The 21,412-nt window shown below is 34.4% G+C and carries 12 protein-coding genes; 11 read left to right on the top strand and 1 reads right to left on the bottom strand.

All coding sequences use genetic code 11. The annotated features are described in order from the left end of the window. Positions 1 to 218: 218 nt before the first annotated feature. From Q0951_RS04790 to Q0951_RS04810, 5 genes are all read left to right on the top strand, one after another. On the top strand, positions 219 to 3,725 hold the full coding sequence (locus Q0951_RS04790) for an RHS repeat domain-containing protein (RefSeq protein ID WP_299334911.1): 3,507 nt from the start codon (positions 219 to 221) through the stop codon (positions 3,723 to 3,725). A gap of 25 nt (positions 3,726 to 3,750) precedes the next feature. Then, entirely contained in the window at positions 3,751 to 7,512 is a 3,762-nt protein-coding gene (locus Q0951_RS04795; protein WP_299334914.1) for a DUF6443 domain-containing protein, read from the top strand. A 750-nt stretch (positions 7,513 to 8,262) separates the two neighbouring features. Beyond that, positions 8,263 to 11,877, top strand: a complete 3,615-nt coding sequence (locus Q0951_RS04800; protein WP_299334916.1) for an RHS repeat domain-containing protein — start codon at positions 8,263 to 8,265, stop codon at positions 11,875 to 11,877. A gap of 25 nt (positions 11,878 to 11,902) precedes the next feature. Then, a complete protein-coding gene (locus Q0951_RS04805; RefSeq protein ID WP_299334919.1) occupies positions 11,903 to 15,703 on the top strand; it encodes a DUF6443 domain-containing protein in 3,801 nt (1,266 codons plus the stop codon). 4 nt (positions 15,704 to 15,707) lie between these two features. After that, positions 15,708 to 16,082: a hypothetical protein gene (locus Q0951_RS04810; protein WP_299334922.1), complete on the top strand. Its 375-nt coding sequence runs from the start codon at positions 15,708 to 15,710 to the stop codon at positions 16,080 to 16,082. Positions 16,083 to 16,171: 89 nt separating this feature from the next. Here Q0951_RS04810 and Q0951_RS04815 read toward each other — a convergent pair whose 3' ends face one another. Further along, positions 16,172 to 16,834, bottom strand: coding sequence for a response regulator (locus tag Q0951_RS04815; RefSeq protein WP_299334924.1), 663 nt, complete (start codon positions 16,832 to 16,834; stop codon positions 16,172 to 16,174). 468 nt (positions 16,835 to 17,302) lie between these two features. Here Q0951_RS04815 and Q0951_RS04820 point away from each other — a divergent pair, with 468 nt between their 5' ends. From Q0951_RS04820 to Q0951_RS04845, 6 genes are read left to right on the top strand one after another with little or no spacing between them, the layout of a single operon-like run. Further along, positions 17,303 to 17,662, top strand: coding sequence for a hypothetical protein (locus Q0951_RS04820; RefSeq protein WP_299334926.1), 360 nt, complete (start codon positions 17,303 to 17,305; stop codon positions 17,660 to 17,662). Then, positions 17,652 to 18,110, top strand: coding sequence for a hypothetical protein (locus Q0951_RS04825; protein ID WP_299334929.1), 459 nt, complete (start codon positions 17,652 to 17,654; stop codon positions 18,108 to 18,110). The genes Q0951_RS04820 and Q0951_RS04825 overlap by 11 nt, the downstream gene beginning before the upstream one ends. Continuing rightward, on the top strand, positions 18,110 to 19,369 hold the full coding sequence (locus Q0951_RS04830; RefSeq protein ID WP_299334932.1) for a hypothetical protein: 1,260 nt from the start codon (positions 18,110 to 18,112) through the stop codon (positions 19,367 to 19,369). Before Q0951_RS04825 ends, Q0951_RS04830 begins: the two co-directional genes overlap by 1 nt. A gap of 23 nt (positions 19,370 to 19,392) precedes the next feature. Further along, positions 19,393 to 19,683, top strand: a complete 291-nt coding sequence (locus Q0951_RS04835) for a hypothetical protein (protein ID WP_299334935.1) — start codon at positions 19,393 to 19,395, stop codon at positions 19,681 to 19,683. Next, positions 19,680 to 20,132 carry a hypothetical protein gene (locus tag Q0951_RS04840; protein ID WP_299334938.1) on the top strand — a complete coding sequence of 151 codons (453 nt, stop codon included), beginning with the start codon at positions 19,680 to 19,682 and terminating at the stop codon, positions 20,130 to 20,132. Before Q0951_RS04835 ends, Q0951_RS04840 begins: the two co-directional genes overlap by 4 nt. Then, on the top strand, positions 20,132 to 21,265 hold the full coding sequence (locus tag Q0951_RS04845; RefSeq protein ID WP_299334942.1) for a type II secretion system F family protein: 1,134 nt from the start codon (positions 20,132 to 20,134) through the stop codon (positions 21,263 to 21,265). Before Q0951_RS04840 ends, Q0951_RS04845 begins: the two co-directional genes overlap by 1 nt. The last annotated feature ends 147 nt before the right edge of the window (positions 21,266 to 21,412 follow it).

Here is a 21,412-nt window from a genome sequence, read left to right on the forward strand (position 1 = left end):
TATCACTTAAGGATTAGTGCTAGGGCGAAACCTTAGTTTTTCTAAGCGAAAACCTCAGTTATATGTCTAGACCCATCTCTAATTTTACCATCAATTGTATCGATTATTTTAAAATCATGGTAGGGTCACCATTAATAGACCTTATCACCTTCTACTTTTTTTTTTAGGTCTTTAATTGTAATAGTCGGTGAAGTGTTAACTATTAAAATCACATTTCAATGAAACATTATTCATCCACATTTTTCAGATTGTTTTTATTCCTGATACCTGTAAGTATATGGGCTCAGGAATTACCAGAAATTGTTCCACCCTCTCCTGAGGCAGCTGCTTTAGGGAATTTTGTGGACGTTCCTATTTCGCACTACACAGGCTTACCGAATATTTCAGTGCCTATTTATACCATCAAACAAAAAGGCATAAGTATCCCAATACAACTGAGCTACCACGCCAGAGGTGTTAAGGTTGCAGAAGTTGCACCAAGAACAGGTATGGGCTGGTCCTTACAATATGGTGGTAGTGTCACCCGACAGGTGAGAGGTAAAAGTGATGAGTTTTCTATAAACGGTTATTTAAATAATGGAAGTGCTTTCACCGATTATGCTAGTGACCAAGATGTAAGAGCATCGGTACATGGCATCGAGACCAATTATCCAGATTACGATTTCTATCCTGACCAATTCAATTTCAGTGCAGGAAGTATCAGTGGTAAATTCATACTGGACTATACCACAGGAGATCCTATCATCCAAAGCTTTGATGATGTTAAAATAGAATACTCAATGGGTGGAGGAAGTAATTCAGTTGCTCCCTCTGGCATTAATGGCTTCGTCATCACAGACTCTGATGGTACCAAATATTACTTCGGAAAAACAAAACAAGGTAACCGGTTTGCTGGTGATTACCAAGATTCGGGTGGAATGTCTGTCTACTTTAATGGAGATGTAGTACTCGATTATTCTGAAGCTATCGACAGGTACTACAGTTCGTGGAAATTAGTGGAAATAGAAACCATTTATGGCGAAAAGATCAATTACTACTACGAAGGCGAACATGGTGTTAATAGTGCTAGTCATTACTACAGAAAAGCCTATGATAAACATACAGCTCCACAAGGGTCTAATGTAGTAAATACTGCTGCTGGAATGAATGATATAACTACGATGCATACCAGATTATCTTTAGTTAGAAACTATGAAAAGCAGTTAAAGAAAATAACCTTTAATAACGAGAGAGATAGTATCATTTTTACAAAATCTCAAAACTGGAGACAGGATTTTGAGGGGTTCTCTTTAGATAAGATCTCTATCTATCATAAAGCCCAGCACATCAAATCCTACCATTTAAACTATACGTACACCACAAGTACAGATACCTCTAACTTATTGTGGTATTACAATGACCCTGGCAATAGTAATTTCACCAGATCCTGGAGTAGAATGTTTTTAAGTAGCGTACAGGAAGAAGGTGCTAATGGTGTTACCAAACCGCCATACACTTTTACCTATGACTCTACAGTTTTACCAAGCACCTATTCATCCCGACAGGATTATTGGGGCTATTACAATGCTGCACCTAATAACGGTCCATTTACCAGAATGTTTACCTATGGAATGTATGAGCCTGACAGACGTGTTAATATTGATGCTTCTGAAGCTGGATTACTAAAAGAAATTCAATATCCTACTGGTGGAAAAACACTACTGACTTATGAACATAATATTGGTAAAGTCCCCGAAGAATTTAATTCGGTCATTGTGCCAAATATTAATCCTGGATCTGTTGATGAAACTACTATAGAACTCACTAAATCAGATTTCTCATTCAATCAAGGATTATATACACCTTACACCTTGCAACTGCCTTCAGGGACTCCAGTAACATATAGTATAGAATGCTTTCATTTACAAGATATAAACAATCCATTACCCGAAGGTGTCAATTGCTTGTTCTATTTTACAGTTAATGGTGGAGAAATTAGTTTGGATCAACCTACAACCATATATACAGGAACAGATACCAGTGCTACGATTCAAGTGTTCCCAATTAATCATCCGGAAATTCCAAGTAATCAGCATTTAGACAATATTTACAATTTTAGAATTGTCATTGATTATGATACACCAGATCAAAGAACCAATTTATATGGTCCTGGAAAGCGTATCAAACGTATCGATAATATCGATCTTTTAGGAAACACAATAACTAAAGAGTACGAATACAAGTATAGCGTTGTTGATCCTACTAATGGCAATGTCAGCTATAAAGATAGTGGCGCAATTATAGGGCTGCCATCTTACCTTAATACCTCTCCTGGATTTGCACCTAATTATTTTACTACTGTTACCGATTATAATGATGCTGGTGCTATGTTCGGAAGTTTTCAACCAAATACTATAGGCTATTCTGGTGTCATAGAATATTTAGGCACTAAGTATGATAACGTTGGAAAAACCGAATACACGTTCACTAATATAGGAGATACAGGAGGCGACTACTTCAAATTCCCATATCATCCTCCTACTGATAATGAGTGGCTACGTGGGAAAAACGTAAGAACCAAAGTATTCAAAAATGAAAATAACAACTATACGCTTGTTAAAGAAATTTACAATAAATATTTATATGGAGGGACTGAATATGCATCAGACTTTGAGTATGCAGGATTACTAAATCCAGATTTTGAATTTACACCTCAAGCCATCTATCTGGATTGGGAACAAAATACGAACGAAGAACCTGATTGGATAGAAAATGATAAACCTGCAGGTTACGTAAACGACCGCACTTTATTCAAACTACCTTTATATATGTTGCAAAGAATGCCTGTAGGAGATCCAAATATTAACCCCGTTACTTTCCATCCTGGTTATCGAATATATCATTTAACAGGAGGAACTCAGCATCTTTTGAGAACCACAGAAAAAGACTATTTAGATAATGGTACGCTGGAGAAGACCACAACTTACGGTTATAATTATGATGAGCATTACCAAACAAAAACGGTAACCTCAGTGACAAGTGATGGTAAAGATGTCAAACAAGAATTCCATTATCCACAGGATCTGCTTAATGCATATACGCCCACAGAAAATGGTATAGTACAGAACTTAATTGATCAAAATAGAATAGCGCCTTTAGAAACAAAAACGTTTAAAGATACTGATGGAGATGGACTCATTGATACCAATGAAGTCATGAATAGTTCAAGAACAAAATACGATTGGCTTGATGGCGTATTAGAACCCTCTCTTATTCAAACGGCTAAAGGCACCAACCCTCTTGAAAATCGTATCCGATTTAAAAAGTATGATGCTGATGGTAACATTCTTCACGTCTCCAGAGAAGATGGTATGGACATCTGCTATATCTATGGATACGATAAAAGCTTACCTGTAGCCAAGATTGAAAATGCAACCTACAGTCAGGTGGCAGGATTCGTAAATAGTATTCAAAATGCATCAGATTTTGATACCTCTAGTTGTATGAGTTCTCAAGCGTGTAACGAAAACACCCTTAGAAATGCACAAAATAATTTGCGACAAGCATTACCGCTAGCCATGGTCACCACTTATACCTATGATCCGCTAATTGGTGTCACTTCTATGACTGACCCTAAAGGCTATACCGTGTACTACGAGTATGATGATTTACACAGACTGGTTAGAGTCAAAGATCAGGATGGAAAGATACTCAGCGAAAACAAGTATCACTACCTATTGGATTAATTAATAATTACAAATCAAAAGCATTATGAAATATCATATAAACACAGCACTCGTAAAACTAAGCTTTGGGTTACTTCTTTGTATGGCCTTTAGTAGTTTTAGCTATGCACAAAATCTTACCGGACCATCTCCTGTCGACATAGGTAGTACACATACCTACACCTACGATGATGGAAACAACAGACCAAATCACTCATGGTATATCAATGGTGGTACACTTGTATCTTCCAGCTCCTCAGGAACTGTATACTCAGCCGTGATTCAGTGGACAAGCCTTGGTAACAAGAGTATATTATTCCTCGGGAAAAAGAACAGCATCCTTGGTAGTTTACCAGTAATCGTTGAAGAGGCTGCACCACCGCCGCCTGTAGCAACTGAGCTCAACTACATCCATAACTTCACACCTCGTGTGGCGACTACTAATATCAATGCACTTGGTAGTTCTCAGAAAGTAGAATCTATTACGTACTTTGATGGACTAGGAAGACCTGCGCAGCAAATTGCCATTAGAGGTGGCGGGAACAGTGAGGACATCATCACTCATATTGGATATGACGACTTTGGGCGAAAAACCAAAGACTATCTGCCTTACAGTTCTTCAACTAATATTAGCGACTATAGAACCGATGCATTACCTGCAACACTGTCTTATTACGATGACAGTAGCTATGAAGAAGACTTTCCAGGAATGAGCCTTGCTGATATCAATCCCTATTCGGAAAAAGAACTTGAAGATTCACCTCTTGGCAGAGTATTTAAGCAAGCTGCTCCAGGAAAAGATTGGAAACTTGGCAATGGTCATGAAATTGAAATGGACTATCTCACTAATTCGTCTTCTGAAGTCCGCCATTATGAAGTCACACTTAGTGTTGGTAATAACACCTACTCACCAAGTTTAGTACTCAATACATCTTCTAATAATAATTACGGATATTACAATGAAAACGAACTCTCTAAAAGTGTAGTCAAAGATGAAAACCATGATGGGAGTAACACTAAAGATCATACCACAGAGGAGTTTACCAACAAACAAGGTCAAGTGGTTTTAAAACGCACCTATAATAATAATGTCGCTCATGACACCTATTATGTCTATGATAGTTTTGGGAATCTCACCTATGTCTTACCTCCAAAAGCAGAAGCACAAGCTAATGCACCAAATAGTACTGAACTCAATGAACTGTGTTATCAGTACATCTATGATCAGCGTAATCGTCTGGTAGAAAAAAAGATTCCAGGTAAAGATTGGGAATGGATTGTGTATAATGAACTCGATCTACCTGTACTCACACAAGATGCGAATCTTCGTGAGCAAGACAAGTGGCTCTTTACCAAATACGATGTCTTTGGTAGAGTGGCTTATACTGGTGTGATCATTGCAGAGATTGATAGAATCAAAGCACAGAAAGCTGCAGATGTGGCCAAACTATTATGGGTAACAAAAACAGGTAAGCCTTACACTATTGCTGGCACTACGGTGTTTTATGAAGATGACAGTTTCGTCTTTCCAGAGTTTGGAATAGAGGAGCTCTATACCATCAGCTATTATGACGGTTATAAATTTGATATCGGAGAAGGGGTTGCTCAATCTGCCTATGGCGTCACACCACTCTCTAAGCCTAAAGGATTAGCTACTGGAAGTAAAGTGAGAGTTTTAGACACAGAGGATTGGATCACAACCGTAACCTATTACGATGACAAATCAAATCCAATATATGTTTATAGTCATAATGCCTATTTAAATACTACCGACCAAATCAAAAGTAAGATGTCATTTGATGGGAGAGCTTTAGAAACAACATCATCACATAAAAGAGATGGCTTTGAAGAGATCTCTACTGTAGATCGATTTGAATATGATCATACTAACAGACTAATTGCTCATGTTCAAAATGTCAATGAAGCCAATCAAAATGAATTGATTACTCATAATCATTATGACGATTTGGGACAACTCGTTCGTAAAGGTGTTGGTGGTAAAACAAGTGCTCCCTCAAGATTACAAGATGTGGACTATAATTATAACATTAGAGGGTGGCTCAAGACCATTAACGATCCTGATAATTTAGGTAATGATCTGTTTGCGTTTGGTATTAACTACAATACTATTGATTATCATACAAATGCTGACAAAAAGCTATTTAATGGTAATATTTCTGAAACACTATGGAAAACCGCTAATGATGATGTATTGAGAGCCTACAAATACGAGTATGATGCGCTTAACAGAATCATAAATGGGAAAAGTATCAATACCTCTAATCCTACTGAAAACAACAAGCATAATCTCAAGCTAGTTGAGTACGATAAAAACGGAAATATTACAACACTAAGACGTAGTGGTTATGGGAATACCAACAATTACATTGAGTATATGGATCACCTGACCTACACCTACGATGGAGGTAATAAGCTAATTGACGTCTTAGAAGAAGGACACCATCACATTGGTTTTGCAGATAATATCAGTCAGCAAAATGGAGATTATAATTACGATGCTAATGGTAATATGATCGTAGATCGAAATAAAGGGATAGAACGTATTGATTACAACCACTTAAACTTACCAACGCGCGTGATTTTACCTCAAGGAGATATTCGTTATATTTATGATGCCACTGGAGCAAAACTTAAGAAAATCATAAAAGAAGAGGAACATACTGAATATGCAGGGAATTATATCTATGAAAATGGAAAGTTTAAATTCTTCTCACAGCCTGAAGGTTATGCTGAACCTGAAAAAGATGAGTTTAGATATGTGTATCAATACAAAGACCATTTAAGTAATATCCGTTTGGCTTATTCTGATTTTAATGGTGATGGTAGTATTGATGATAAAGACGAAATTACCGAAGAAAATAATTACTATCCGTTTGGTATGAAACATGATGGCTATAATACCAACATCAATGGTGTAGATCACAAATACGGATTTGGTGCTAAGGAAGAACAAGATGAACTAGGACTAGGATGGATTGATATTACAGCACGTAATTACGATCCAGCGCTTGGACGTTGGATGAATTTGGATCCGCTTGCGGAGAAAATGAGAAGACATTCGCCATATAATTATGCTTTTGATAATCCTATTTATTTTGTAGACCCAGATGGTCTAGAGCCTTGTCCTAATGGAGATTGTCCTCAAGAAGTAGTTGAAACAAAAACCAATACTTTAAGCTATACGAATACAAAGTATAGAGGCACACATTTATATACATTAACTCAGACTAAAAGCACTATTACTACATCTACATCAACAGATGAAAACGGTAATACAATAACTACAAAAACTAAAGATACTAGAACAACAACTTATGAATATGAGTTAATGGCTAGTAAAGATAGTGATAATCATAATAGTACAACTGAATTAATGTCAACAAAAACAGTAGAATCAGACCGAACTGTAACAACTATAACTACTGGAGACATTGATAGCAAGCCTAAAGTAAAGTCAGAAGTTGTTGCTACAGATTTAGATGGTAAAGACGGAACGACAAATATATCTTTTGATAAACAACATAGTGCTGTAAAAACAGTAGCTGAAGATCTAAAATCTAAAATTCAAGATGATATAAATTACGTTCCAATAAAACACTGGGTTCCTAATACAGTTGCTGTACCATTGGCAGCTACTGTAGGTTTTATAACAAGTAAAATTGGAGGTGGATGGATTATGGGAACTGCAATGTCAAAACGAATGTATGACTCAGAATCAAGATTTAATGGACATACTATGATTATAAAAACGGAATCTTCAACAAGAAAAATAAAAAATGAGGAATAAAAATATAATACTGTTTTATATAATTCTAATTTTAATTATTCTAAGTGGTCTTAAATTCAAAAACTTTGAATACTTAATATATATTGCATACTTTTTAATGATATTGTCACTATATTTAACTTATAAATATAAGGGTATAAATATACTTCCATCTAAAAATTTAGGCAAATATAAAATCATTAATTTCTCAGCTTTATATGGTATTATTATTATTAGTATTGGACTTTATTCAATTCATTTAGAACTACTTAATACCGGCGCAAAAAAGAATTTTTTAAATTTTTATTATTTATTTTATCTTAATGTATACTTATTCCTATTAATGAGTATTAAATTAAAAAAAAAAAAATAGATTTATAATTCTCATAGTTATCCCAAGCTTGTGCTAGCTACCCGATCGCGCGGATTTGTAATCCGTGCCATAAATAATAAAACAGAAACCCAAGCAAGCTCAAACGATCTCGTTTGTTCTAACACATAACCAAACCAAAAGCCATGACCAACATCATGGCTTTTGTTATTGTATCATCCCAAACACCTTCATTCATTTAAAAAATAATACAAACCTTAGTTTTTCTAAGCAAAACCCTCAGTTCATTTTTGAAACACATCTCTAATTTTATTGGCAATGATGTCGTTTATTTAAATCAACCTAGCAGTAAGTCTTAACAGACTTATTAATTGTTATCCATTCTTTTTCAATTGATTTAAATAGACGATCAAGTGTTAACTATTAAAATCAATATTGAAATGAAAAAACACACCTCAATTGTATTTAAAATATTCTTATTTATAGCTTCTGGAAGTATATGGGCTCAAGAATTACCAAATATTGTACCTCCTGCACCTGAAGCTGCAGCACTGGGAAAATTTACTGAAATCCCCATTTCACACTATACAGGAGTACCTAATATTTCTATACCTATTACTTCATTCAATGTTGGAAACAAAAGTTTTCCAGTGAGTATAAATTATCATGCTCGAGGTCTCCAAGTTTCAGAAACTGCTTCAAGAGTTGGACTAGGTTGGGCGCTTAATGCTAGTGGTCAGATCAGTAGACAAGTAAGACATAAAGCTGATGATGGTTTCACCGGAATCTTTGGAGACACCTTCAGTACTTATAATGATGTATTTAACAATGAATCTAACACTAATTTAGCTTCAGATTTAGCGACTAGATTCAGTGAAACCTCAGATTATGATTATGATAAACTCCCTGATCTTTTCACCCTTTCAGCTGGTGATCTCTCCAGTAAATTCATTTTCAACTATGAAGATTCAAAGCCTCTTGCTCAAAAATATGATGATATCATCATAGAACATGTCATGGGTGGTGGAGATACAGTGGGATCAGGTATCGCTGGATTTATTGTAACTGATAAAAACGGCTACAGGTACTATTTTGGCATCGACAGCTCCGGAAACGCATATAATCCAGTGGCTGATGTTAACTATACGCAAAAGAAATACACATTTAAAGCTAATGGCACCTATAGTGTAGTTGACCCTCTTCAAGAGCCAGTTGATATGGCAGATGAATGGGCATTCTTTCCATATTATAATACTTGGCATTTAACAGAAATTGTAAGTCCAAATGGTGATCGAGCTCATCTTATATATACTAAAGAAACCAATTATATGTATAGGAGATCTGGTGACAAATACAATATTGAGGCTAGTTCCAATGAAAAACTCCATAATTATACCGATTTAGTTAGAGTACAACAATGGCAATTATCAGAGATTAGATACAATTATGGTGCAGATGGCGATTATACTAAAATTGTTTTTGAAGGCAATGATCTAAGAGAAGACATGTATACATCTATAGACACTTCTGATGATGACACCTCCAGTGATGCCTGGCCTTCAGATGCCAAAGAGTTAGACGCAATAAAACTCTATCAGCAAAGTCACACCTATCTTGACAATGGAGAGATGGTTACAGATTTCACGCTTAACAAAACCTTCAATTTAAGCCATCATTACATGATTAGTAATGATGATAATGGCCCTAATTCTAACCATCTGCCACTTCTAGGAATTATGAATCCTTCTGCTCGTAAACGCTTGGTCTTAGACTCTATAACTGAAGTTGGTCTTAATGGTGTATCAAAACCACCTTATGTATTTACCTATAACTCTGAGATTTTACCAAACCGACATTCTAATTCTAAAGATTATTGGGGATATTATAATGGAAAGAACAATGGACATTTTTTATGTGGCTACGGAAACAACAGACGTGTAGATACAACACTTTCTGAAGCAGGAATGTTAAAAAAAATCACCTACCCTACTGCAGGTAGTACTCGATTCACTTACGAGCATAATATAGGTAGAATTGGTTCTGAATATGACGGTATTTCATTACCAGATATAAATCCAGATTCAGGAGGAGCGATAAGCTTATCTAATATTGGAATTACTAACGGACTGTTTCATCCTGGTGGGATTTACGGTGGTTATTATAAAACTGAAAGATTTACAGTCACAAGCGCCTCGCTATTTAATTTTAATATTCAACTGCCTGAATGGAACATGGTAAATCAAATGGAGGCCTGTGTTGAAGGTTCTGCCGATTGTGAATTTAGAATCCGATTAGTCCCTATAGACGGAAATAATAGTCCAGACCCTTCTGAATCCATATACATCTGGACAAACTCATTGCCTATGTGGATTCCTGCGGGTGAGTATCAACTCGAAGTACATACTCCAAATAATTGGGATCCATATGCGCAAGCCGATGATCCTAATAGCGGTTTTTTTATAGCAGCCTTAAGTTGGACAGATCAGGTTGCTGATGAGGATACAGTATTGTATGCTGCAGGTAAACGCATTAAACAAATTGAGTTTTTAGATGAAAATAATACTGTCGTTTCTAAACGCACCTATGATTATAATAACTCAGGAATCATTTTAGGAATTTCCGACTTTAACTACAGTGTAACTTTAGATTATGGTGGAGAGCCCGTTGAGGCTATTTATGAGCCATATCATTTATTTAGTACCTATCAAGGAAACACCATAGGTTACAAATTTGTCGAGGAATTTTATGGAGATAAAAATAATAACTACGGAAAACGAAGCTATAATTTCTTAGTTACAAAAGATTCAGGCGATTTTACTGCTCGACCACGCACACCTCCAACCGATAACGAATGGCTTAGAGGCTTACCTATCCAAATCATTGATTATAAACGTAATGACAACGGAAGTTACAGTAGAGTCAAACAAATAGATAATGAGTACCTCGTTGCAAATGACGATTATAGAGATGTGCTTCCGCTGCCTATTCAAACAATTGATGGTTTAGAAAATCCCATTCTAACTCCTGAAACAGTGATCTACAACACGGATAATATTCCAACAAATCTACCGGATATATTCTATGAGGAAACAAATATCAATGTGAGAGTACCTCTTGTCCATCATTTTGTAGGAAATAGTATTATAGATGAAGTAGAAGGAGATTCAAAAATTAAGATCTTCCATTTTACAGGTGGCACCTTAGATACGTCTGAAACTATCGAAACTTTGTATGACGGCAATCAAAATCCAACTTTAGTGACAAAAACTAAAACTGGCTTCAACTATGATGTGCATTATCAACCAGACATGGTAACTACAGTAACTAGTGATGGTAAACCTGTTATTCAAACGTTTTCATATCCACAGGAACTGGTTAGCGATTATACAATTCATCCTGAAACCTACAGCCCAAATCCGATTACAGCATTAGCTGAACAACACCGTTTTGTACCGCTCGAAACTCATACTTATAAAGATGACAACCAAGATGGATATCCAGGATTTGCAGCTCCAGAAGAATTAAAAAGTAAAACAAAAACAATATATGCATGGCAGAGCGGTGTATTAGAACCCTCTCTTATTCAAACGGCTAAAGGTACCAACCCTCTTGAAAATCGTATCAGATTTAAAAAGTATGATGCTGATGGTAACATTCTTCACGTCTCCAGAGAAGATGGTATGGACATCTGCTATATCTATGGATACGATAAAAGCTTACCTGTAGCCAAGATTGAAAATGCAACCTACAGTCAGGTGGCAGGATTCGTAAATAGTATTCAAAATGCATCAGATTTTGATACCTCTAGTTGTATGAGTTCTCAAGCGTGTAACGAAAACACCCTTAGAAATGCACAAAACAATTTGCGACAAGCATTACCGCTAGCCATGGTCACCACTTATACCTATGATCCGCTAATTGGTGTCACTTCTATGACTGACCCTAAAGGCTATACCGTGTACTACGAGTATGATGATTTACACAGACTGGTTAGAGTCAAAGATCAGGATGGAAAGGTACTCAGCGAAAACAAGTATCACTACCTATTGGATTAATTAATAATTACAAATCAAAAGCATTATGAAATATCATATAAACACAGCACTCGTAAAACTAAGCTTTGGGTTACTTCTTTGTATGGCCTTTAGTAGTTTTAGCTATGCACAAAATCTTACCGGACCATCTCCTGTCGACATAGGTAGTACACATACCTACACCTACGATGATGGTAACAACAGACCAAATCACTCATGGTATATCAATGGTGGTACACTTGTATCTTCCAGCTCCTCAGGAACGGCATACTCTGCAGTAATTCAGTGGACAGGCCTTGGTAATAAGAGTATTCTATTTTTAGGAAAAAAGAATACTATCCTTGGGAGTTTACCAGTAATCGTTGAAGAGGCTGCACCGCCGCCGCCTGTAGCAACTGAGCTTAACTATATCCATAATATTACACCTCGTGTGGCAACTACTAATATCAATGCACTTGGTAACTCTCAGAAAGTAGAATCTATTACGTACTTTGATGGACTAGGAAGACCTGCGCAGCAAATTGCCATTAGAGGTGGTGGGAACAGTGAGGACATCATCACTCATATTGGATATGACGACTTTGGGCGAAAAACCAAAGACTATCTGCCTTACAGTTCTTCAACTAATATTAGCGACTACAGAACCGATGCCTTACCTGCAACACTGTCCTATTATGATGACAGTAGCTACGAAGAAGACTTTCCAGGAATGAGCCTTGCTGATATCAATCCCTATTCGGAAAAAGAACTTGAAGATTCACCTCTTGGCAGAGTACTTAAGCAAGCTGCTCCAGGAAAAGATTGGAAACTTGGCAATGGTCATGAAATTGAAATGGACTATCTCACTAATTCGTCTTCTGAAGTCCGCCATTATGAAGTCACACTTAGTGTTGGTAATAACACCTACTCACCAAGTTTAGTACTCAATACATCTTCTAATAATAATTACGGATATTACAATGAAAACGAACTCTCTAAAAGTGTAGTCAAAGATGAAAACCATGATGGGAGTAACACTAAAAATCATACCACTGAATCCTTTTCAAACAAACAAGGTCAGGTGGTTTTAAAACGCACCTATAATAATAATGTCGCTCATGACACCTATTATGTCTATGATAGCTTTGGGAATCTCACCTATGTCTTACCGCCAAAAGCAGAAGCACAAGCTAATGCACCAAATAGTACTGAACTCAATGAACTGTGTTACCAGTACATCTATGATCAGCGTAATCGTCTGGTAGAAAAAAAGATTCCAGGTAAAGACTGGGAATGGATTGTCTATAATAGACTAGATCAACCTGTACTTACCCAAGATGCGAATCTTCGTGAGCAGAACAAATGGCTCTTTACCAAATACGATGTCTTTGGCAGAGTGGCTTATACTGGTGTAATCATTGCAGAGATTGATAGAATCAAAGCACAGAAAGCTGCTGATGTGGCTAAACTGTTATGGGTAACAAAAACAGATAAGCCCTACACTATTGCTGGCACTACAGTGTTTTATGAGGATGACAGTTTCGTCTTTCCAGAGTTTGGAATAGAAGAGCTCTATACCATTAACTATTACGACAATTATAAATTTGATCTCGGAGAAGGGGTTGCTCAATCTGCCTATGGCGTCACACCACTCTCTAAGCCTAAAGGATTAGCTACTGGAAGTAAAGTGAGAGTTTTAGACACGGATGATTGGATCACAACCGTAACCTATTACGATGACAAATCAAATCCCATTTACATCTATAGTCATAATGCCTATTTAAAAACTACAGACCAAATCAAAAGCAATATGTCATTTGATGGGAGAGCTTTAGAAACAACATCATCACATAAAAGAGATGGCTTTGAAGAGATCTCTACTGTAGATCGATTTGAATATGATCATACTAACAGACTAATTGCTCATGTTCAAAATGTCAATGAAGCCAATCAAAATGAATTGATTACTCATAATCATTATGACGATTTGGGACAACTCGTTCGTAAAGGTGTTGGTGGTAAAACAAGTGCTCCCTCAAGATTACAAGAGGTGGATTATAACTATAACATCAGAGGTTGGCTTAAAACCATTAACAATCCTGATAATTTAGGTAATGATCTGTTTGCGTTTGGTATTAACTACAACACTATTGATTATCATACCAATAATGATAAAAAGCTTTTTAATGGTAATATTTCTGAAACACTATGGAAAACCGCTAATGATGACGTATTAAGAGCCTACAAATACGAGTATGATGCGCTTAACAGAATCATTAATGGTAAAAGTATCAATACCTCTAATCCTACTGAAAACAACAAGCATAATCTCAAGCTAGTTGAGTACGATAAAAACGGAAATATTACAAGACTAAGACGTAGTGGTTATGGGAATACTAACAATTACATTGAGTATATGGATCACCTGACCTACACCTACGACGGAGGTAATAAGTTGGTTGATGTCTTAGAAGAAGGACACCATCACATTGGTTTTGCAGATAATATCAGTCAGCAGAATGGAGATTATAATTACGATGCTAATGGTAATATGATCGTAGATCGAAATAAAGGGATAGAACGTATTGATTACAACCACTTAAACTTACCAACGCGCGTGATTTTACCTCAAGGAGATATTCGTTATATTTATGATGCCACTGGAGCAAAACTTAAGAAAATAATCAAAGAAGAGGAACATACCGAATATGCAGGGAATTATATCTATGAAAATGGAAAGTTTAAATTCTTCTCACAGCCTGAAGGTTATGCTGAACCTGAAAAAGATGAGTTTAGATATGTCTATCAATACAAAGACCATCTAAGTAACATTCGTTTGGCTTATTCTGATTTTAACGGGGATGGTAGTATTGATGATAAAGAAGAGATTACTGAAGAAAATAACTACTACCCGTTTGGTATGAAACATAAAGGGTATAATAGCAATACCAATGGTGTAAATCATAAATACGGATTTGGAAGTAAAGAAGAACAAAATGAACTCGGACTTGGATGGATTGATATCACAGCACGTAATTATGACCCAGCGCTTGGACGTTGGATGAATATTGACCCAATGGCAGAAGCTTATTATCCTATATCACCGTATCAATATGTTTTGAATAACCCTATAGTTAATGAAGACCATAATGGTAAGTGGACTGTCACAAGACATTACAATATGACATATAATTCTCTTTCAGCTGCAGGTATAGGGAAAAAACAGGCTGATTTGATTGCACACTATTCTTCAGTTTTTGCTGATAATCCTGGATCCCATATTAAAGCCAATAATTTAGCACATCCAACAGATAAACAACACTATAGGGATAACATTGATTATAGTAGAACAAGCGCATCTCAAGTAACAAGATGGAGTCCTAATATTGCTCATAAAAACTTTAATATTTGGCATTCTATGAGGTCTCCATGGGAAGATGAAAATAATTCTATTTCAGCAGCAGGTGCAATGAAAAGAGGTATGGAATTTGGATGGAGTAAAGTATTTGAATCTGCTGAATCGGGAAGTTTAAATGATCTTACTGCAAATAGTAGTGGTATAGAAGCTCTTGGTCAAGGATTACATGCTTTACAAGATGCATACGCCCATAAAGGCAGGTCGGACGTTGGTTTTGGTCATTTATGGAATGACAGATACGGTGATACCTCTCAAGCACAAAATATAACTGAATCCGCAATTACTGTTCATAATCTTTTATCTGGTAATTACGATGCTTTTAATGGAAGCAATAAAATAAAGTTTACAGCAACTGGAATGACAAGTGAGCAATTTAATAAAGTTGTTAAAGCTGCATTAGATTATTTATTTCGAAATGAACAAGAAAAGGAAAAAGACGAAGACAATTAATCACATGAAGAATACAATTCGAATTTTAAGTGTATTGTTGTTTATAATATCTTTAGGCATGATGGTTTTATATGGTGCCTCTGGACATATCATTAAAATAACTGGAACAGAAAATTTAATAGATCAATTTTTTTTTGCTGTCAATGTGTTTTCTGCAATAATTCTTATGATTTATTCCTTTAAAAAAGGTAGACTACTAAAGAAAGTTACTATTTTAGTTCTTCTTTTAACTCTAGTTTCATTGATATATATATTTTATGAAATTTTAAAAGTAAAAATGAGTGATTTATCAGGATTAATTCCAATATTAATTTTGTTAATAGCACTATTGTTAGATATCAAAGTATTAAAATTTTTATTGAGTAAGAGTATATCCTAGCTAGCGCAAGCGTCCAAGTTTGCACTAACATCAAATATAAAAAGCCATGACTCACATCATGGCTTTTACTTTTTGAATAAATGTTAAGACTAAACAAACCCTTGTGCTCGGGCATGCTCTAATAATCTGGAATCACCGCCTTTATCAATACAAAAGACTTCTTTTAGTTTGCGCTTACGTAACTCCACAGCACCTAAAGACAAGTGTACCAATTTTGGCAAATCTTTGGTACGAGTTCCAATAGATAAATAGTAAAGAATCAATTGATCTACTTTATCAATCACAATATCCTGAGTGATATAACGACGTAAATAACTCATCACTGTTTTACTGTAGTATGGTGGTTCTATAATAACGGTCTCGATAGCGTTAATTAATTCTTCAAATGTAATATCACTTTTTACTAACAGGCAATCTGGATTCATTGTTTTTAATAAGGAGTTGATTTTGATATTACTCTTATATGACGAGAATAAAATAATCTTAGCCGATGGAAATTTGGCCTTAAGCTTCATACTGATATCTTCAGCAAATAAGACTTTACTTCCTTGACATGGTGGTATATTTATATTAATAAGGGCTAAGTCTATCTCATGATGTCGATCTATTTCTAACACAGAAGCCTCACAACTATCTGCGACATTCAACTTAAAAAGATTATTGTCATTATTAAGACTAGAAAAAGCTTTGTGTAAAATATCTACAATTAGCGACTCATTTTCAACAATTAAAACATTTGTACGATTTTGCATTTTCAAATAATTTATAGGGTGATTTACCCTTCTGTGACGAAAAACTCATTTTGTTACCCAGGATTTTCTAAATTTTTATGGTGAAGCATCCCATATAAACACTACCCTTTTGAAGAATTTAATTATAAATTCAACATCTAAAAACAATCACAAATAATGCCACAAACAGCATGAACACTAGGGTTTCAGCATAGTTTCACTAAGGTAAAACCTTAATATTAGGCCATGTTTTGGCAAGTACATTTATACATATAAAAAAGTTTAAAATGAGTGAAAAAAAATCTATTAGATGGTAGTTCATTCTTCATATTTTAAAAATTCTTAGCTCTATTTTATAGACGTCTTAGACTGAAAATGGTTGCGTTCAACAAATCATAACTAGGGTTTCTGCTTAGTTTTACTAAGGTTTAGCCTTAGCAAAAAAAGAGGTGATACCGCTAATTTTATATTCATAAAAAATATGAAGTTATGTCAAAAAAAATATGGATAATCCTACTGGTGTTTGCCGTTTTCAACTGTGAAGAACTTATTGAAGTGGAAGATATTTCAAATGAAACAGTTACCATTTTAGCACCTTCAAACAATCTGGTTATTGATAATACCAATATTAATTTTAGTTGGCAACCCTTAGATTTTGCTGATGAATATCAACTTCAAATAGCATCACCAAATTTTGACAATGCTGAAGAAATTGTTGAGGATACTTTAATTAGCAACACCAACTTTTCAAAAATTTTAGCTACAGGTGATTATCAATGGCGTGTAAAAGCGACAAACTTTGCCTACGAGACTTTATATACTACTCAAAATTTAACCATTGAAGACTAAGAAAAAAACATACACATTATTATTTTTTGTTCTCATAGTTTGGGGAACCATAGCTTATAAAATTATTTCTGCTCTTAATCCTGAACTACCAGAAATACAACAGAATACCTTTGTAGCCACTACCAATTATAAAATAGACACCAAAATTGATACCTTCTCTATAACTAAAGTAGATAGAGATCCTTTTCTGGACACACGTACTCAAAAAACGGTCAAAAGAACTTCAGCGAATATTAAACCCGTAAAGTGGAAATCGATAGCGTATCAAGGTATTATTAAGCAACAAAAAAACAGGCAACAGATTTTCATTATTACCATCAGTGATATTCAGTATTTATTAAAAAAAGGACAAGTAAAAGATAGTATAACATTGGTACATGGTAATGCTAAATCTGTAACGATGCGCTATAAAAATCGGTTGAGATCATTTCCGCTAAATAAAAAGTGATGAAAAAACTAAAAGCAGGTTCTTTACAATTGGTCACATTTGTTGTGGTGGTTATCGCATTGCTATTATCTGCATTTATTATGTTGATTCATATTCATAGGCAATTTAGATTAAAAACAGATCATATTATAGATACTGTAGGCTTAACACATCATGGAATCAACCAAACCTTATACAACAATCTAAAATATGAGGATACAGTAGCTATAGACTTAAACTCTGAAGACTATAAATCACTACAGGTCCATAAGAGTTTTTGGGGTATCTATGAAAAAGTACATACAACTGCAACGGTAAAAACCTTTAGTCTAAAAAAAACGGCATTAGTTGGTGCTATACAAATTGAAACAAAACAACCTACTCTGGTACTAAAGGATAATAATAAACCATTAGTGCTTGTAGGTCATACTATCATCGATGGCGATGCTTATCTTCCTGAACGCGGCATAAAATCAGGGAATATAGCAGGTACATCTTATTATAGAGAAACATACATCAACGGTAAAATTTCTGAGTCTAAAGGACTACCAAAAATTGAAGCTAATCTATTAAACTACATTAATACACTTGAGCATTATAGTGCATTTAGAGAGACTAATAAAGATGATTTAAGTTTAGAGCATTCAAAACAACATAACAATACTTTTGAAAACACTGAAAAACGGATATACAGTTCTAATGACCTATATCTATCTGACATTGAAATAACAGGTCATATTAGTATTCATTCTGAAACAAAAATAGTCATAGATAAGTCGGCTCAACTTACTGATGTTATACTCATAGCACCAATAATTGAAATTAAAGACTATGTATGTGGAACCTTTCAAGTGTTTGCAACTAAACAAATCGATGTTGGAAAACATGTGGTTTTAGACTACCCTTCGACACTATTATTAAAGAATGATGTAAGCAAAAATGACAAAGACAAGGCAAATATGATCTTTATTGACAATCATTCAATTATTAAAGGTCATATTGTTTCTTTAGGTAAAACAGCATCTGATAATTATGAACCTCAAATTAAAATCAATCCAAGTACACTAATCAAAGGAGTCATCTATTGTCAACAAAATCTAGAACTCAGAGGCACAGTAGATGGAAGTGTTTTTACAAATAATTTCATAATTAAAGAGGCTGGTTCTATCTATCAGAATCATCTATACAATGCCAAAATAAGTAATGATGCCTTAGACTCTAGGTTTATTACGTTGCCATTCGAAAATTCTAAAAAAGATATCGCAAAATGGTTATACTGAAAAAAATAAAAGCGTCTACTCTTATGGAAACATTGATTGCTACAGTGCTAATAATGGTCATATTTATTTTATCCAGCTTGATATTAAATAATCTATTTGCCAGCACAGTTAAGCATAACATGAGGGCTATAAAAGCTAAAACAAATGAATTGGAATATCTATATATAAACAAGAAGATTGAGCTACCGTTTCAAGGCGATTTTGAAAATTGGACAATAACCATCACGAATACTAGAAACTCTAAAATTGTAAAGATGAAAGCTTTTAATGATATGTCTAATCAGTTAATTGAAAAAGATTTACAAAAAAAATGAGAATAAAAGCAAATGCATTTACATTAAACGAAATTGTTATTGTGATGATTATATCAGTCATAGTCATCGGGTTATCATTTACAGTGTTATCCTTAGTAAAAAAACACATGTATGCTATTGAACAGAACTTGTATTTAAATACAGAATTCAATCGTTTAGAACAAGCGTTATGGATTGATATCAATAATTATAGATCTATACGATATTCGGAAAACACATTGAGTTTTGAATCCATCATTGATTCTATAAACTACCAGTTTGATTCTAATTGCATTATTAGAGATAAAGACACATTTAATATTCAATTAGAGGCTAAGCGACTCTATTTTAACGGATCTCAAATAACTCAAGGTAAGGTAGATGGAATACAACTGTTATTAGCAAAACAATATAAAAATCAATCATTATTTGTTTTTAAATATAATGATGCATTAGAATTTATGAATTAATGGCTTTTCAATTAGACAATATTAAAACAAAAAATCATGGTAATAACAGTGCCATAGATACTAGTTCTATTTTAGACAAAGAAATTATATCTTTTAAAAAGGCATTTTCTAATAAAACTAAAGAAGATCTTTATACTGAGCTAAGTGTATTACTCAAAGCAGGAATACATATTAAAGATGCAATTCAATTAATTAAAAACTCTACAAAAAAAAATAAAACACAATCAATCTTACAGTCAATTATAGATGATATTGTTACAGGTAAAAGTTTATCAGAATCTATTAAAACGAAAAAAGAATTCTCTAACTATGAATACTATTCACTCAAAATTGCAGAAGAAACAGGGTCTACAGAAAAGATTACAATGCAATTAGGCAATTTCTATTTCAGAAAAAATGAACAACGCAAACAACTTATAAATGCTATAACTTATCCATCTATAATATTAAGTACAGCTATCTTGGTTGTTATATTCATGCTACAATTCGTTGTGCCAATGTTTGAAGACATATTTAAACAACAACATGTGGAGCTGCCTTCAGTTACAATATTTGTAGTTAATGCTTCAGCTTTCATAAAATCTTATGGTTGGATTATTATAATGATTATCTTGCTGCTGTTTATATCGAGACAATTTATCAATAAAAAAGAATGGTATAAAAAAGCCAAAGCAATTATAATTTCTAAAATTCCGTTTATAGGCAATTTTGTAAAAACAGTTTACTTATCTCAATTCACACAAGCAATTTCACTACTCTCAGCCTCTAAAATTCCAATAGTCAATAGTGTCGGTTTGGTAAAAGAAATGATAGATTTTCAGCCATTGACAAGTGCATTAATTATAGTTGAAGAACAATTACTAAAGGGAAAATTATTGAGTAATGCCTTAAGTGAACATAAATTATTTGATGCTAAAATGATTGCATTAGTAAAAGTAGCTGAAGAAACTAATAAGACTGAAGATATGTTTGAAAGATTGAATAGTCAATATAACACTAAGGTTCTACAGCACTCAAAAATGCTATCGACCATAATGGAACCAATTATTATAATGTTTGTTGGTTTATTTGTTGGTTTTATACTTATTGCTATGTATCTACCAATGTTTAAACTGAGTACTATACTAGGCTAGTACAAGTCTTTTTTAAATCCAACAATAAAAAGTAATTATCTATGTAGTTAGTTCACATTTCATAAAAACAGGATATAAAAAAAACCCTTTACAGTTAAACACTATAAAGGGTTTCAAAAAAGGCGACGACCTACTCTCCCACGATTG

Origin of the sequence: uncultured Psychroserpens sp. (assembly GCF_947501425.1) — a bacterium.
GTDB lineage: Bacteria > Bacteroidota > Bacteroidia > Flavobacteriales > Flavobacteriaceae > Psychroserpens.

Coding starts and splice junctions, on each gene's coding strand:
- Q0951_RS04790 (WP_299334911.1), top strand. CDS start 219: ATGAAACATTATTCATCCACATTTTTCAGATTGTTTTTATTCCTGATA.
- Q0951_RS04835 (WP_299334935.1), top strand. CDS start 19,393: ATGGAAACATTGATTGCTACAGTGCTAATAATGGTCATATTTATTTTA.
- Q0951_RS04845 (WP_299334942.1), top strand. CDS start 20,132: ATGGCTTTTCAATTAGACAATATTAAAACAAAAAATCATGGTAATAAC.
- Q0951_RS04805 (WP_299334919.1), top strand. CDS start 11,903: ATGAAATATCATATAAACACAGCACTCGTAAAACTAAGCTTTGGGTTA.
- Q0951_RS04840 (WP_299334938.1), top strand. CDS start 19,680: ATGAGAATAAAAGCAAATGCATTTACATTAAACGAAATTGTTATTGTG.
- Q0951_RS04820 (WP_299334926.1), top strand. CDS start 17,303: ATGTCAAAAAAAATATGGATAATCCTACTGGTGTTTGCCGTTTTCAAC.
- Q0951_RS04800 (WP_299334916.1), top strand. CDS start 8,263: ATGAAAAAACACACCTCAATTGTATTTAAAATATTCTTATTTATAGCT.
- Q0951_RS04810 (WP_299334922.1), top strand. CDS start 15,708: ATGAAGAATACAATTCGAATTTTAAGTGTATTGTTGTTTATAATATCT.
- Q0951_RS04795 (WP_299334914.1), top strand. CDS start 3,751: ATGAAATATCATATAAACACAGCACTCGTAAAACTAAGCTTTGGGTTA.
- Q0951_RS04815 (WP_299334924.1), bottom strand. CDS start 16,834: ATGCAAAATCGTACAAATGTTTTAATTGTTGAAAATGAGTCGCTAATT.
- Q0951_RS04830 (WP_299334932.1), top strand. CDS start 18,110: ATGAAAAAACTAAAAGCAGGTTCTTTACAATTGGTCACATTTGTTGTG.